This window comes from Halomonas sp. 113 (assembly GCF_904067645.1).
Taxonomy (GTDB): Bacteria; Pseudomonadota; Gammaproteobacteria; order Pseudomonadales; family Halomonadaceae; genus Vreelandella; species Vreelandella titanicae.
Genome location: NZ_LR881453.1, coordinates 1,688,151 through 1,702,197 on the forward strand (window position 1 = coordinate 1,688,151; position 14,047 = coordinate 1,702,197).

Consider the following 14,047-nt stretch of genomic DNA (forward strand, 5'->3'; position numbering starts at 1 on the left):
AGGGATAAGGAGACGTACATGCTTTATCAACATTTTGCGACTCAAGAAGAGATCGACCGCGCCTACGACCCGATGATGGGTCGTGACCCGGCGGTGTTGGTAAAGGATTGGCGTGAGCGCAGTGAAGCATCAAGAGTTAACCACCGCACAACGCTCGATCTGCCTTATGGCCCAACGCTTGCGGAACGCATGGATATCTTTCATGCCGATGCACCTGATACCGATAGCCCAAAAGCGCCGGTGCATGTGTTTTTCCACGGCGGCTACTGGCGCTCGCTGAGTCATCGTGAATTTAGCTTTATCGTTGACGACTTGGTGAAAGCCGGTATCACCGTCGCGGTGGTCAACTACGCTCTCTGCCCGCAGGTACGCTTTAGCGAGCTGGTGCGGCAGAGCCAAGCAGCGGTGGCCTACGTTTATCGCCATGCCGCTGAATTGGGCGTTGATCCTGAGCAGCTGAGTATTTCGGGACACTCGGCGGGCGGGCATTTATGCGCGATGCTAATGTCGACGGACTGGGAGGGCGCTTTTGGCTTACCCAACCAGCTGATTCGTGGTGCGCTGTGTATCAGCGGTTTATACGACCTGCGGCCTTTTCCCTGGTCGTGGCTGCAGCCCAAGCTTCAGCTTAGCGGGCGCGATGTGCAGGAGTTCAGCCCCATATGGCTGCCATGCCGAGTACCTGCGCCTATAAAGCTGGTAGCAGGGGGCCTGGAGTCAGAAGAGTTCGAGCGCCAGATGAGCAGCTATGCTGAGCATTTGAGCCAGCAAGGCCAAACAGTGACTCAGCAGCTACTTTCCGACGTAGACCACTTCTCGATTCTTGAGCACTATCTTAACGATGGTTGTTTTGTTGAGTGGATTAAAGAATTTCACGCTAGCGTTAAGATATGATTAAAAACTAACGAAGCTTCTCAATACAGGATCGAAATCAGCCTGAAGCGGGGGTCTTTCGCCAAGGCCGGAAAGTGTTCCCGACAATTCCGGCATTTCCGCCATCCATGGCGGTCAGATGGCGAAAGTAGCGCCCAGGGATGGGTTCACAGCGCCCCCGCGGAAGGTTGTTTCGATCCGGTGCACCTCTTTGTACTCTGCTAGAGGCACTTTTGATTATCCTTAATGAGCCGGAATCACCGCCGTCGCTTCGATTTCCACCTTAGCCTGATCCTCAACCAGCCCCGCCACCTGAACCATCGTCATTGCCGGAAAATGCTTGCCCAGCACCTCGCGATAGGCGGCGCCCACCTCCTTAAGCCGCGCCAGATACTCCTGCTTGTCCGTCACATACCAGGTCAACCGCACGATATGCTCCGGGCCTGCGTTCGCCTCTTTTAAGATCGCCACGATATTTTGCAGCGCCTGATTCACTTGAACGACAAAGTCATCGCTTTCAAATACCTGGTCGGCATTCCAACCAATCTGCCCACCTACAAACACACTCTGGCCTGAAGCCAGCACGCCGTTAGCGTAGCCCACCGCTGCTTTCCAATGCGAAGGGTGAAGAAGCTGATGAAAGTTGGCGTCACTCATTATGGCTATCCTTATAGGTTTTCGACGGTAAAGTGCTGGCGCATAGCCTCTGTCCAGGGCATTGGCTGACCGCTATTTAGATCCACATATACAAGGGTTGAACGACTGGTTAGACGTTTCTGATCACCGCAGTAAGCGATAATCTGAAGGGTAAGGCTGCTACGCCCAACGGCTTGAACCGCTAATTCAAAGGTGAGTCGTTCGCCTAACCGGCTCGGCGCATGAAACTGGGTGTCGATAGCGGCGGTGGGAACCCCGGTGCCGCTCTCCACATGCAGTTGGTTAAAGTCACGCTGCACGACCTCCTCAAACCAATCCTCCACCACTGAATTGATCATCTCGAAATAGCGGGGGTAAAAAACGATTCCCGCCGGATCACAGTGCTGGAAACGAACTTTTCGCTGGGTAGTAAACGCCACTGTTTTCTCCTCCCTACACGCCCAGATAACGGTCACGCACAGTGCTGTCCAGCGCGGCGGGTTTGCCATCCCATACGGTGCAGCCTTTTTCCAGGATGGTGCAGCGGTCAGCGATGGGTAGAATTTCGCTTAATGACTTATCCACCAGCAGCGTAGCTTGACCTTGCTCCTTGAGCAGCCGAATTGCCCGCCAGATCTCCTGGCGAATCACCGGCGCCAATCCTTCAGTGGCTTCATCCAGCACCAGCAAACGCGGATTGGTCATCAGCGCCCGGCCAATAGCCAGCATCTGCTGCTCACCGCCGGAGAGGGTCTTGGCCATTTGCGCGCGGCGCTCCTCCAAGCGCGGAAACAGCGTTTCTACTTTCTCCAGTGTCCACTCGCCCGGGCGGGCGGTCACCAATAGGTTTTCGCGCACCGACAAATTAGGGAAACAGCGGCGCCCCTCCGGCACCAAGCCAAGCCCCGCTTTAGCGATACGAAAAGCGGGTAAGCGGCGTATGTTCTGGGATTCAAACTCAATCGTGCCACGGCTGGCCGGAGTCAGACCGAATATCGAGCGAATGGTGGTGGTTTTACCCATACCGTTACGCCCCATTAGGGCGACCATCTCACCGGCGTTAACGTCAAGGCTAACGCCAAATAACGCCTGAGAGGGCCCATAAAACGTTTCAATATCAGCAACCTTAAGCATCAGAATCCCCCAGGTAGGCTTCACGGACGCGGGGATCCTGCCTAATAGTGTGGCTATCCCCATGGGCGATAACGCTCCCGGATACCAACACAGAGATACGATCAGCCAGACGAAATACCGCCTCCATATCGTGCTCGATCAGCAGGATAGGCACTTCCAGCTTAAGCGCCTCCAGCAGCTCGGTCAGCTTTGCCGATCCTTCTGGACCCAAGCCTGCCATGGGTTCGTCCAGCAGCAGTGCGCGGGGCTTGAGCGCCAGAGCGCAAGCCACCTCAACCTGGCGGCGTTCCCCGTGGGAAAGTTCAAATACCGGCGTCCAGGCGCGGTGACTAAGCTGCATACGCGCCAGTGCTTCATAGGCTGGTTCAAGCAGTTGCCGATCGCGAGCAACGGGCTTCCAGAACCGAAAACTGTGACTCTGCAGCGCTTGAACCCCCATCATCACATTGCGCATCACCGATAGCGGCTCCGCTAACGAGGAGACCTGAAAGCTACGCCCCAGACCCAGGCGCGCCCGTTGAGCGATACTCATGCTCGTGATCTCACAGCCTGCTAAGTAAACACTCCCTTCATCAGGGCGTATATTCCCCGCGATTTGGCCAATCAGGGTCGATTTCCCCGCGCCGTTGGGGCCAATCAAGGCGTGAATCTCCCCCGGTCTAAGATCCAACGAAACATCGCTGGTCGCCTGTAGTGCGCCAAAGCGCTTATGCAGGTTTTGTAGTGAAAGAACCACATCACTCATTGCGTTCCCTCCCGGCCAGCCAACCCATCACACCATGTTTGGCGAATAGCACCACCCCAAGCAGCACTAGCCCCAGGAAGAGCTGCCAATATTGGGTGACTCCCCCCAGAAAGGTTTCCATCATCACAAACAGCACCGCACCTGCTAATGGGCCGTAAAGACGCCCTACGCCGCCCAAAATGACGATGACCATCAGTTCGCCGGAGAAGTGCCAACTCAACATTGTCGGGCTAACAAAGCCATTCAGATCCGCATAAAGCGCACCAGCAAGCCCGGTAATCGCGGCAGAAATCACAAACGCCACCAAGCGAATGGGGTAGGGGCTGATCCCGGCAGTGGCAAGGCGTACATCGTTAAGCCGTGCCATGGTCAAGGCAGCACCAAAGCGCGATTTCATCATTCGTGAGGTAATTGCCATCGCTAACACAAGCCCGGTGAAGCAGATCAGGAAATAGGTGAGTGCATCGCTGCTATCGAGCATGTTGTTATTGAACAGGGGCAGGGTGTTGCGAATATAAATAGGCAGACCATCCTCACCGCCATAGGTCGGCCAGGAGTTGGCAAAGTAGTAAATCATCTGCGCAAAGGCGAGGGTGATCATAATGAAATAGACCCCCGTGGTACGCAGTGAGATAGCGCCGATGACCAGCGCTAGCAGCCCGCACAGCAACATAGCGGCGAGCCATATCACCAGTAAATTGTCGCTGCCCGGCACGCTGAAAGGCCACGTCATAAATGGGGTCATATCAAAAGCGTGATAAGCACTGATGCCTGCCACATAGCCACCTAAGCCGAAATAGGCCGCGTGGCCAAAGCTCACCATGCCCCCATAGCCAATGGCCAGGTTAAGGCCAACGGCCGCCATGGCAATAATGGTGATACGCGAGGCCAGATTGACATAATAAATATGGCCCAAGAAATAGGCTGCTACAGGCAGTAACAGCAGTAGCCCGAGCAGGGCCATCTGAACCAGCCCTTTGCGGTCAAAAGGTCTATCCGCTTCGGGCGCTAGCGCAGCGTTCTTGGACAAGGAAGTGGTATTAGTCATGGGCAGAGAACAGTCCCTTAGGCTTGAACGCGAGAATGACGGCCATGAGGATATAGATCAGCATCGCGGCCAACGCCGAACCGACGCCGGTCGCCTCAGACGGCGGCATAAACGCTTGAAAGAAGATGGGCAGATAGACCCGACCCAAGGTGTCGACAATACCCACCAGCAGGGCACCGAGTAGCGCGCCTTTAATTGAGCCGATACCGCCAATGACGATTACGACAAACGCTAAAATCAGCACCGGCTCGCCCATACCCACCTGTACAGATTGCAATGCGCCTACTAAAGCGCCGGCTAAACCCGCTAACGCCGCCCCTAAGGCAAACACCAAGGTATAGAGTTTTGAAATATTGACCCCCAGCGCACCAATCATTTCGCGATCGCTTTCACCTGCCCGAATGCGCATACCGAGTCGAGTTCGCGAGATAAGCAAGTAAAGGGCAATCGAAATAGCGATACCCACCCCAATCAGCATCAGCCGATAGATGGGGTAGCGGGTATCACCTGGCAGGGTGACAAAACCCGTCAGCCAAGAAGGAGGACTCAACCATAACGGTGAAGAGCCAAAGATCCAGCGCGTGCCCTCCGAAAAAATCAGTATTAGCGCAAAGGTTGCCAATACCTGATCAAGATGAGGACGGTGGTAAAGTCGGCGTATCACCAACAGTTCTACCAGTGCACCTACCAGGGCGGCCGCAGTCATCCCTGCAGCCAGTCCAATCAGAAAAGAGCCCGTTGAGGCAGTCACCGCTGCCGTAGCGTAGGCGCCCACCATATAAAAAGAGCCGTGGGCAAGATTGATCAGCCCCATCACCCCAAACACCAAGGTGAGGCCGCTGGCCATCAAAAACAGCATCGTGCCGAGCTGCACGCCGTTCAGTAATTGCTCTATCAGCAGAGTAACGGACACGTTAGTTAACCTTAACGAAGGTGAAGAGAAATGGCTGGGTGGCTACACCCAGCCGAGGCGATCTTACATCTGGCACTGCTCGTAATAGACGTCTTGGATATCTTCGATGGCGACACCGATCAGGCGATTGGTGGGCTCGCCATCGTCACCCTCCACGACTTCACGCACGTAAATATCCTGGATAGGGTGCTGGTTCGGGCCGAAGCGGAACTCACCGCGTACGCTGTCAAAGTCAGCGGCCCGCAGTGCTTCGCGGAAGGCGTCTTTGTCATCGGGGTGGGCAGTTTCAAGCGCGCTAAGAATCAGGTTGGCGGTGTCGTAACCTTGTGCCGCGTACAACGTTGGCGTGCGGTCATAGGCTTCCCGGAAGCCCTCAACAAAGCGATCGTTGGCCTCGTTTTCCAGGTCATATGCCCATAGCGAGGTGTTGCGTGCGCCAATCGCCGCACTGCCTACCGCTTTGATTAAGATTTCATCAAACGAGAAGGCGGCGCCAAAGATCGGCATATCGACACCGGAGCTTTCCCACTGCTTCATAAACGAGATGCCCATACCGCCGGGCAGGAAGAAGAACAGGCTGTCGGCATCGCTATCGCGAATCTGGGCAATTTCAGCCGCGTAGTCGGTTTGGCCCATTTGGGTGTAAAGCTCGCCAACGACCTCACCCTCATAAAGGTGTTTGAAGCCTGCCAGTGCATCGGTGCCAGCAGGGTAGTTGGGCGCCATGATGATGGGGCGCTCATACCCCTCTTCACGCATGTACGCGCCCATGGCGCCGTGCAGGTTGTCGTTCTGGTAAGCGACGTTGAAGTAGTTCTCGTGGCACATGCGCCCTGCTAAATCGGAGGGCCCGGCATTAGGTGACAGGTAGAAGGTGCCCTGGCGTACCACCGAAGGAACGACCGCCATTGCCAGGTTTGACCAGATAATGCCGGTAAGAATATCGACCTCATCACGCTGCATAAACTCATTGGCCAGCGTACGCGCCAGGTCGGGGCGTCTCGCATCATCCTGAATCAGCACTTCCACGTCGTCGCGGCCCGACTGCTCAAGGGCCAGCATGAAGCCATCGCGAACGTCCACGCCCAGGTGCGAACCGCCGCCTGAAAGGGTGGTGATCATGCCAATTTTAACGTCATCAGCGTGAGCAGTGGTTACCAGGCTGGAGGAGAGCAGTAAGCCTAGGCCAAAGCGGGATATCATTTTCATGGATCATTCCTCATTTTTTAATCGTTTATTGCTTAGAGGGTCATGCGTTGGTGTTGGTGCTATTGATGTTAGTGCTATTCACATTGATGCCAGGAGAGCCAGCACTCGGGTAATGTTCTTGGCTCAGCCGAAAGCGCTGAACCTTACCCGTGGATGTTTTAGGTAGTGCCTCGATAAATCGTATGGAGCGAGGGTACTTATACGGCGCGATGGTCTGCTTCACGAAGTCCTGCAACATTTGCTGACATTCTTCATCTTGCTGAAAACCATCGTTTAGAACAACAAAAGCCTCGACAATTTGGCCACGCTCCTGGCTAGGGGCACCTATCACTGCGCACTCTTTCACGGCGGGGTGGGCCAGCAGGGCTGCTTCCACCTCGGGGCCTGCGATGTTATAGCCCGCCGAGACGATCATATCGTCGTTGCGAGCGGCGAAGTGGAAGTAGCCCTCCTCGTCCTGGTAAAACGCATCACCGGTGATATTCCAGCCCGCCTTTACATACTTTTGCTGGCGCTTGTCGGCCAGGTAGCGGCAGCCGGTAGGGCCGCGCACGGCCAGTTTGCCGACCGTGCCGCGAGGGACATCATTCATCTCGTCATCAACGATTCGTGCCTCGTAACCGGTCACCGGTTTGCCGGTGCAGCTGGGGCGATGGTCATTCAGGTGATTAGAGATAAAGATATGCAGCATTTCAGTTGCGCCGATGCCGTCGAGAATCGGTGTGCCGGTTTGCTTGATCCAGTCATGATAAATCGGTGCGGGCAGGGTTTCGCCAGCGGAAACCGCCACGCGCAGGCTGCTCAAATCCTCATGGCGAGTAGGTGCTGAGAGCATCGCCCGGTAGGCCGTCGGTGCGGTGAAGACCACCGTGGCCTGATACTCGCGGATAATGTCCATCATATTGGGCGGGGAGGCGTGTTCGAGTAGTACGGCGGTGGCGCCGAAGCGCAGCGGGAAAATGGCCAGCCCGCCCAGGCCAAAGGTAAATGCCAGCGGCGGCGAACCGACGAACACGTCCTCCGGCGTTACCTGTAGGACTTCCTTGGCGTAGCCGTCGGCAATGACCAGCAGGTCGCGGTGAAAGTGCATAGTGGCTTTGGGTGAGCCGGTAGTACCAGAGGTAAACCCCAGCAGCGCCACATCGTCGGCGGCGGTATCCACCGCTTCAAAGGTGGCGGGTTTGCCCAGCGCTAAACGGTCAAGCTCGGCGTCGTGGTTAGCCGTGCCATCAAAGCCAACCACACGTTTGAGCACCGGGCTGTGTTGTTGGCACTCAACCAGTTCATCGAGCAGGCGGGTATCGCACAGGGCTAGGCTGATTTCCGCTTTATCGATTACCTGGCATAGCTCTTTGGTGCGTAGCATCGGCATGGTGTTGACCACCACGGCCCCCGCCTTGGTGGCGGCCAGCCAACAGGCCACCATGGCCGGGTTGTTGGCGGAACGGATCAATACCCGCTGGCCGGGAACCACGCCCAGGTCTTCGACCAGCACGTGGGCAAGGCGGTTGGTCCACTCAGTGAGCTCTTGATAGGTGCGACGACGGCCATTGCCCGCTAAGGCAATTCGTTCACCGTGACCCTGGTCGAGCAGTCGATCGCAGAGCTCAACGCCCGCGTTAAGTCGTTGGGGATAATGGTAGCCCCCGAGCAGGAACTCAGGCTGACAATCAGTGGGTGGCAGGTTATCCCGCGCAAAAGTATCAGCATGAGCCGACTGGATGTACATGACCAACCTCCGTATTTGGTGTCGTTGTTTATTCCTGCCCACGGCTCAAAGGAAGCGCGGGCAGGGATACGGTGTCTGGCGTTGTGTTTTATTGTTTTTGAGAGCTACTGTACGGTTTTTTGCTATTTACTCTTCCGCGAGCATGCTGCGGGCAATGACTACTTTTTGTACATCTGAAGCGCCTTCATAAATTCGCAGCGCGCGGATTTCCCGGTAGAGACTTTCGATAATATGGCCTTTGCGAACGCCGTCGCCGCCGTGAAGTTGTACTGCCTGGTCAATCACCTGCTGGGCCTGGTCGGTGGCAAATAGCTTGGCCATTGCCGCTTCACGGGTCACCCGCTCAGCACCTTGATCTTTCGTCCAGGCAGCGCGGTAAACCAGCAGGGCGGAGGCATCCACGTTTAGCGCCATATCAGCCAAGTGGCCCTGCACCATCTGTAAGTCGGAGAGGGTGGCGCCAAACAGCTCCCGGGAGCGGCTGCGGGAGAGCGACTCTTCCAGTGCCCGGCGGGCGAAGCCCAGGGCTGCCGCGCCAACCGTGGAGCGGAAAACGTCCAGCACCGACATGGCGATCCGAAAGCCTTGCCCAGGCTTGCCGATCAGCGCGCTGGCAGGCAGCACCATATCGTTGAAGCCCAGCCGTGCCAGCGGGTGAGGCGCCACCGACTCCAGGCGCTCACGAATCTCCAATCCGGGTGTGTCGGCAGGCACTAAAAAGGCTGAAAGCCCTTTGGCGCCGGGACCTTCACCGGTGCGGGCAAAGACTGTGTAGATATCGGCAATACCACCGTTGGAGATCCAGGTCTTTTCGCCATTCAAACGGTAGCTATCGCCCTCGCGCTCAGCGGTGGTATCCAACTGGGCCACATCAGAGCCCGAGCGAGGCTCGCTCAGGGCAAACGCGGAAATTGCTTCACCACGCCGGGTTCTGTCCAGCCACTGCTTCTGTTCATCGCTGCCATATAGGCTGATCGCACCGGTTCCCAGCCCCTGCATGGCAAACGAAAAATCGGCCAGGCCATCATGGCGGGCCAGGGTTTCACGGATTAGGCACAGGCTGCGCACATCGATATGCTCGCCCGCCGTGCCTTCCAGAACCCCAGCTTTGCCTAAATCGCGTACCAGTTGAATGCAGGTCGCATCCACATCGCTGTGGTCGCGGGGTAGTTCAGTGCGGCACCACGCTTCGAGCTGCTCGGAAAGTTCGCGGTGTCTGGCCTCGAAAAAGGGCCACGCTAGAAAGCTCTTGTCGCTCATCAGTCCCCCTTGAACTCAGGTTTTTGCTTGGCTACGAAGGCGTGGTAGGCGCGTTCGAAATCGTTGGTCTGCATGCAAATCGCCTGGGCCTGGGCTTCCGATTCGATGGCCTGCTCCAGGCTCATCGACCACTCCTGGTTTAGCTGGGTTTTGGTAATGCTGTGGCCGAAGGTGGGGCCCTGAGCCAGGCGGGTGGCGTAAGCAATGGCGTCTTCTTCCAGGGCGTCTGGTTCGACCACTCGGTTGTAAAAGCCCCACTGGAGGCCTTCCTCGGCACTCATGCTACGGCCGCTGTAGAGTAGATCGGCGGCGCGGCCCTGGCCGATAATGCGCGGTAGAATTGCGCAGGCGCCCATGTCACAGCCCGCCAGTCCCACACGGGTAAACAGAAACGCCGTGCTGGCGCGGGGGGTGGCAAAACGAATATCCGAGGACATAGCAATAATCGCCCCCGCGCCAACGCAGATGCCATCGACGGCGGCAATGATCGGTTTGCCGCAGTTCAGCATGGCCTTGACCAGGTCACCGGTCATGCGGGTGAACTCGAGCAGTCCCTTCATATCCTTGCCCACTAGGGGGCCGATGATTTCATGTACGTCGCCGCCGGAGCAGAAGTTCTCGCCGTTGGAGGTAAACACCACGGCATGCACATCGGATGCATAGGCCAAGTCACGGAAGGTATCGCGCAGCTCGGCGTAGCTCTCGAATGTCAGCGGGTTCTTGCGCTCTGGGCGATTCAACCGGATAACGGCGACATCACCACTCATTTCCCAAATAAAGTGCTCGGGGGCCAGGTCAGCCATGCTCTTCATATTGTTGTTCTCGCCTGTCAGTGATTAATCGGAGTCGCCGTCGTTAAGATAAGGAGGCATCGTGAGGAGCAGTCGGTAAACGATGCAGCAACTCGCCTATGTGGTGGGCGTCCTCTTCAGTCACACCCTCAAATAGCGCATTGATCCAGCGTTCATGCTCAACGGCCATGGCCCCGAAGCTTTCGCGGCCAGCGCTGGTCAGGCAGACCCGCGTGGCGCGCCGGTCGCCCTCAATAGCAATACGTTCCACGGCGCCATCCTCCACCAAGCGGTCAATAATGCCGGTGACGTTGCCGTTGGAAACCCGCAGCCGCTTGGAGAGCTCGTTCATTTTCAGGCCCTCCTCAGCGGCATATAGCGCGGCCATCACATCAAAACGCGGCAGTGTAGAGTCGTGCTCGGTTCGCAGCCGTTCGCGCAGCTCGGACTCCACCTGACGGGTAACCCGCAGCATGCGCAGCCATAAGCGCAGGCGCTCCTTGCTTAAGCTTTCTGTCGTCATACTTCACCCCCTGAGATGGAAATCGCCTGGCCGTTGATTGCGCCACTGTTAGGCCCGCATAGCCATAGAGCCGTCGCGGTGACCTCTGCAGGAGTGACTAATCGCCCTGTAGGGTTGGTAGATTGAAAATGCGCGGTGGCCTGTTCGGCGGATTGGCCTGTTTTGGTCACAATATTCTCCACGCTGGCGGCCAGTAACGGCGTGTCGGTAAAACCTGGGCAGAGCGCATTAACGGTCATATCGCGAGTGGCGGTTTCAGCCGCCAGTGAACGCACCAGCCCCACCACGCCGTGTTTGGCCGCACAGTAAGCACCCACATAGGCGTAACCTTTCAGGCCCGCGGTGGAGGCAACGGCGATAAGGCGCCCGCCGTCGTTCAACTGCTTAAAACCCTCACGCAGGGTCAGAAACACTCCGCTAAGGTTTACATTCAACATACGTTGCCACTGCCCGAAAGAGGTCTTGGCGAACGGCGCGCTCTCTGCCGCCCCGGCGTTGGCAATAACGATATCCACATTGCCGATCTTCTCGAAGAGCGTCACCATGGCGGCTTCGTCGGTGACATCGACCACGGCGGTACGAATGCCATCATGCTGCTCGGCAACGGCTTGAAGGGCTGCCTCACGGCGGCCGGTAATCGTGACCTCGGCGCCCGCCTGGGCAAAGGCCAGGGCCATATCGGCACCGATACCGCTGCCGCCGCCGGTAATCACCGCCCGCTTGCCTGCCAGGCTGTTCGCTGCCGAGTTTCTATCGGATTGGCTCATACCCAACCCTCGCCACGTTCAGCCAAGCGCTGTAGCTGATCGGCGCCTGCCCGGTAGGGTGCTGGCCACTCCACCTCACTATCACCCAACCCCGCAGCAACGTGCAGCAGCCAGTAAGGATCGGCGAGATGAGGGCGGGCGATACAGACTAAGTCGGCGCGTCCGGCCATCAGGATCGAGTTCACATGGTCGGCCTGATAGATATTGCCCACCGACATGGTGGCGATAGGCGTCTCGTTACGAATCCGGTCAGAGAAGGGCGTTTGGAACATACGTCCATAGACCGGCTTTGCCTGGGTCGAGGTTTGTCCGGCAGAGACATCGACAATATCCACCTCCGCATCGCGCAACCGTTTGGCGATCTCCACCGCATCGTCTGGGGTGATGCCTTCATCGCCGCACCAGTCGTTGGCAGAAATACGCACCGAAAGCGGCTTATGGGCAGGCCAAACGCGGCGCACGGCGTTGATCACTTCAAGCGGGTAGCGCAGCCGGTTATCCAGCGAGCCGCCGTACTCATCGTCACGATGGTTGGTTAATGGCGTGATAAACGAAGAGAGCAGGTAGCCGTGGGCGGCGTGGACCTCGATCATGTCAAAACCCGCGCGATCGGCCATCTGCGCCGCACTGACAAACTCATCGCGCACCCGATCCATATCATCGCAATCCATTGCCTTGGGCACTTGGTTACGCGCTGACCAGGGCTGTGCTGAAGCTGCCAATATTGGCCAATTGCCATCCGTAAGCGGGGCATCCATCTCTTGCCAGCCCAACTGAGTAGAGCCCTTTGCTCCTGAATGGCCGATTTGGGCGCATAGCTTGGCCTGGGTTTCCGTGTGCACGAAATCGCAAAGACGCTTCCACGCCACTTCATGTTCGGGCGCGTACAAGCCTGGGCAGCCGGGGGTGATTCGCCCACTGGGGCTGACGCAGGTCATCTCTGTATATACCAGGCCTGCGCCACCCTTGGCTCGCTCGGCATAGTGGCTAAAGTGCCAATCGGTAGGGCAGCCATCGACGGCTTTATACTGCGCCATGGGGGAGACCACCACGCGATTAACCAGCGTCATATCGCGTAGTTGATAAGGCGCAAACATCGGTGCACGGGCGCTGCCAGCGTTGCCCGCCTGGGTTTGGAACCAGCGCTCTGCACTTTCTAGCCACTGTGGGTCGCGTACCCGCAGGTTTTCGTGACTGATGCGCTGGGAGCGGGTCAATAGCGAGTAGTTGAACTGCACCGGGTCGAGATCCAGGTAGCGCTCCACCTGCTCAAACCACTCGGTGGAGTTGCGCGCGGCTGACTGTAGGCGCAGCACTTCGAAGCGGCGATCCTCTTCATAGCGAGCAACGGCAGCTGCCATGCTGCTTTCGCTGTGCAAGTAATTAGCCAGTGCAATGGCACTCTCCAGTGCGAGCTTGGAGCCGGAGCCAATTGAAAAGTGTGCGGTGGCGGCGGCGTCACCCATCAAAACTACGTTCTCATAGCTCCAGCGTTCGCAGAGTACCCGTGGAAAATTGATCCAGGCGGAGCCGCGTATATGGTTGGCATTGGTCATCAGCGCGTGGCCGTCGAGATGCTTGGCAAAGATGCGCTCGCAGACTGCAATCGACTCCTGCTGGTTCATTTCGCCAAAGCCAAACGCCTGCCAAGTGGCCTCACTGCACTCGACAATAAAGGTCGCCGTATCCTTATCAAACTGATAAGCGTGAGCCCACACCCAGCCATGCTCGGTCTTTTCGAAAATAAAGGTGAAAGCATCGTTGAAGGTTTGATGGGTACCCAGCCAAACGAACTTGCACGCTCGTACATCAATGTCGGGCTTGAAGTGATCGGCGTAGGTTTGGCGGGTGCGGGAGTTAAGGCCATCGGCGGCCAGGACCAAGTCATACTCACGCCGGTACTGCTCAATGGAGGCTTCTGTTATATCGGTTTCAAAGCGCATCTCCACGCCGAGCTCGCGAGCGCGTTCCTGTAGCAGAATCAGTAGTTGGCGGCGCCCAATGCCGCAAAATCCGTGGCCTGTAGAGACGGTTTTGGCGCCTTTATGAACGACCGCAATATCATCCCAATAGGCGAAATGCTCGCGAATTCGCTCTGCACTGGCCGGGTCGTTGGCCGCCAGGTTGTCGAGGGTTTCGTCTGACAGCACCACGCCCCAGCCGAAGGTATCGTCTGCACGATTGCGCTCAATCACCACGACCTCATGGGAGGGATCGTGTAGCTTCATGCTGATAGCGAAATAGAGGCCAGCAGGCCCTCCACCCAGGCAGGCGATTCTCATTTTTATTCTCCACGGAAAACACTCTCTTTCCTGAAGATAGGAGAGGACTCTATAAAATTCAAGCATAAACTTTTTAAGCTTAAAGTATTTTTCTGTGAGTAGGCGTGCGAGCGTTTAAAGCCCTCATGCGGCTGTGC

The 14,047-nt window shown here is 57.1% G+C and carries 14 protein-coding genes; 1 reads left to right on the forward strand and 13 read right to left on the reverse strand.

Annotated elements, in window-relative coordinates:
* Positions 1–18: 18 nt before the first annotated feature.
* Positions 19–894 carry an alpha/beta hydrolase gene (locus tag YERSI8AC_RS08010; protein WP_022519704.1) on the forward strand — a complete coding sequence of 292 codons (876 nt, stop codon included), beginning with the start codon at positions 19–21 and terminating at the stop codon, positions 892–894.
* Positions 895–1,116: 222 nt separating this feature from the next.
* Here YERSI8AC_RS08010 and YERSI8AC_RS08015 read toward each other — a convergent pair whose 3' ends face one another.
* The 13 genes from YERSI8AC_RS08015 to YERSI8AC_RS08075 all read right to left on the reverse strand — a co-directional run bounded on the left by YERSI8AC_RS08015 (position 1,117) and on the right by YERSI8AC_RS08075 (position 13,910).
* Positions 1,117–1,530 carry a RidA family protein gene (locus YERSI8AC_RS08015; RefSeq protein WP_022519703.1) on the reverse strand — a complete coding sequence of 138 codons (414 nt, stop codon included), beginning with the start codon at positions 1,528–1,530 and terminating at the stop codon, positions 1,117–1,119.
* A gap of 11 nt (positions 1,531–1,541) precedes the next feature.
* Complete coding sequence (locus YERSI8AC_RS08020; protein WP_022519702.1) at positions 1,542–1,949, reverse strand: acyl-CoA thioesterase; 408 nt, start codon at positions 1,947–1,949, stop codon at positions 1,542–1,544.
* A gap of 13 nt (positions 1,950–1,962) precedes the next feature.
* Entirely contained in the window at positions 1,963–2,643 is a 681-nt protein-coding gene (locus YERSI8AC_RS08025; protein WP_035538356.1) for an ABC transporter ATP-binding protein, read from the reverse strand.
* Positions 2,636–3,388 carry an ABC transporter ATP-binding protein gene (locus tag YERSI8AC_RS08030; protein WP_022519700.1) on the reverse strand — a complete coding sequence of 251 codons (753 nt, stop codon included), beginning with the start codon at positions 3,386–3,388 and terminating at the stop codon, positions 2,636–2,638. Before YERSI8AC_RS08030 ends, YERSI8AC_RS08025 begins: the two co-directional genes overlap by 8 nt.
* Entirely contained in the window at positions 3,381–4,436 is a 1,056-nt protein-coding gene (locus YERSI8AC_RS08035) for a branched-chain amino acid ABC transporter permease (RefSeq protein WP_022519699.1), read from the reverse strand. Before YERSI8AC_RS08035 ends, YERSI8AC_RS08030 begins: the two co-directional genes overlap by 8 nt.
* Positions 4,429–5,349, reverse strand: coding sequence for a branched-chain amino acid ABC transporter permease (locus YERSI8AC_RS08040; protein WP_009288482.1), 921 nt, complete (start codon positions 5,347–5,349; stop codon positions 4,429–4,431). The genes YERSI8AC_RS08035 and YERSI8AC_RS08040 overlap by 8 nt, the downstream gene beginning before the upstream one ends.
* 63 nt (positions 5,350–5,412) lie before the next feature.
* Positions 5,413–6,558, reverse strand: coding sequence for an ABC transporter substrate-binding protein (locus YERSI8AC_RS08045; protein ID WP_009288483.1), 1,146 nt, complete (start codon positions 6,556–6,558; stop codon positions 5,413–5,415).
* Positions 6,559–6,598: 40 nt separating this feature from the next.
* A complete protein-coding gene (locus tag YERSI8AC_RS08050) occupies positions 6,599–8,287 on the reverse strand; it encodes a benzoate-CoA ligase family protein (RefSeq protein WP_159176494.1) in 1,689 nt (562 codons plus the stop codon).
* Positions 8,288–8,413: 126 nt separating this feature from the next.
* Positions 8,414–9,547 (reverse strand): acyl-CoA dehydrogenase family protein, encoded by a 1,134-nt coding sequence (locus tag YERSI8AC_RS08055; RefSeq protein ID WP_159176495.1) that lies wholly within the window; start codon positions 9,545–9,547, stop codon positions 8,414–8,416.
* Positions 9,547–10,359, reverse strand: coding sequence for an enoyl-CoA hydratase family protein (locus tag YERSI8AC_RS08060; RefSeq protein ID WP_022519695.1), 813 nt, complete (start codon positions 10,357–10,359; stop codon positions 9,547–9,549). The genes YERSI8AC_RS08055 and YERSI8AC_RS08060 overlap by 1 nt, the downstream gene beginning before the upstream one ends.
* Positions 10,360–10,402: 43 nt before the next feature.
* Positions 10,403–10,861 carry a MarR family winged helix-turn-helix transcriptional regulator gene (locus tag YERSI8AC_RS08065; RefSeq protein ID WP_159176496.1) on the reverse strand — a complete coding sequence of 153 codons (459 nt, stop codon included), beginning with the start codon at positions 10,859–10,861 and terminating at the stop codon, positions 10,403–10,405.
* Positions 10,858–11,628: an SDR family NAD(P)-dependent oxidoreductase gene (locus tag YERSI8AC_RS08070; RefSeq protein ID WP_159176497.1), complete on the reverse strand. Its 771-nt coding sequence runs from the start codon at positions 11,626–11,628 to the stop codon at positions 10,858–10,860. Before YERSI8AC_RS08070 ends, YERSI8AC_RS08065 begins: the two co-directional genes overlap by 4 nt.
* Positions 11,625–13,910, reverse strand: a complete 2,286-nt coding sequence (locus YERSI8AC_RS08075) for a bifunctional salicylyl-CoA 5-hydroxylase/oxidoreductase (RefSeq protein WP_159176498.1) — start codon at positions 13,908–13,910, stop codon at positions 11,625–11,627. Before YERSI8AC_RS08075 ends, YERSI8AC_RS08070 begins: the two co-directional genes overlap by 4 nt.
* Positions 13,911–14,047: the final 137 nt, after the last annotated feature.

What these genes read in the sequence shown, in the direction of transcription:
- YERSI8AC_RS08075 (WP_159176498.1), bottom strand. Translation starts at nt 13,910, where the DNA reads ATGAGAATCGCCTGCCTGGGTGGAGGGCCTGCTGGCCTCTATTTCGCT.
- YERSI8AC_RS08055 (WP_159176495.1), bottom strand. Translation starts at nt 9,547, where the DNA reads ATGAGCGACAAGAGCTTTCTAGCGTGGCCCTTTTTCGAGGCCAGACAC.
- YERSI8AC_RS08070 (WP_159176497.1), bottom strand. Translation starts at nt 11,628, where the DNA reads ATGAGCCAATCCGATAGAAACTCGGCAGCGAACAGCCTGGCAGGCAAG.
- YERSI8AC_RS08050 (WP_159176494.1), bottom strand. Translation starts at nt 8,287, where the DNA reads ATGTACATCCAGTCGGCTCATGCTGATACTTTTGCGCGGGATAACCTG.
- YERSI8AC_RS08035 (WP_022519699.1), bottom strand. Translation starts at nt 4,436, where the DNA reads ATGACTAATACCACTTCCTTGTCCAAGAACGCTGCGCTAGCGCCCGAA.
- YERSI8AC_RS08025 (WP_035538356.1), bottom strand. Translation starts at nt 2,643, where the DNA reads ATGCTTAAGGTTGCTGATATTGAAACGTTTTATGGGCCCTCTCAGGCG.
- YERSI8AC_RS08010 (WP_022519704.1), top strand. Translation starts at nt 19, where the DNA reads ATGCTTTATCAACATTTTGCGACTCAAGAAGAGATCGACCGCGCCTAC.
- YERSI8AC_RS08030 (WP_022519700.1), bottom strand. Translation starts at nt 3,388, where the DNA reads ATGAGTGATGTGGTTCTTTCACTACAAAACCTGCATAAGCGCTTTGGC.
- YERSI8AC_RS08060 (WP_022519695.1), bottom strand. Translation starts at nt 10,359, where the DNA reads ATGAAGAGCATGGCTGACCTGGCCCCCGAGCACTTTATTTGGGAAATG.
- YERSI8AC_RS08015 (WP_022519703.1), bottom strand. Translation starts at nt 1,530, where the DNA reads ATGAGTGACGCCAACTTTCATCAGCTTCTTCACCCTTCGCATTGGAAA.
- YERSI8AC_RS08045 (WP_009288483.1), bottom strand. Translation starts at nt 6,558, where the DNA reads ATGAAAATGATATCCCGCTTTGGCCTAGGCTTACTGCTCTCCTCCAGC.
- YERSI8AC_RS08065 (WP_159176496.1), bottom strand. Translation starts at nt 10,861, where the DNA reads ATGACGACAGAAAGCTTAAGCAAGGAGCGCCTGCGCTTATGGCTGCGC.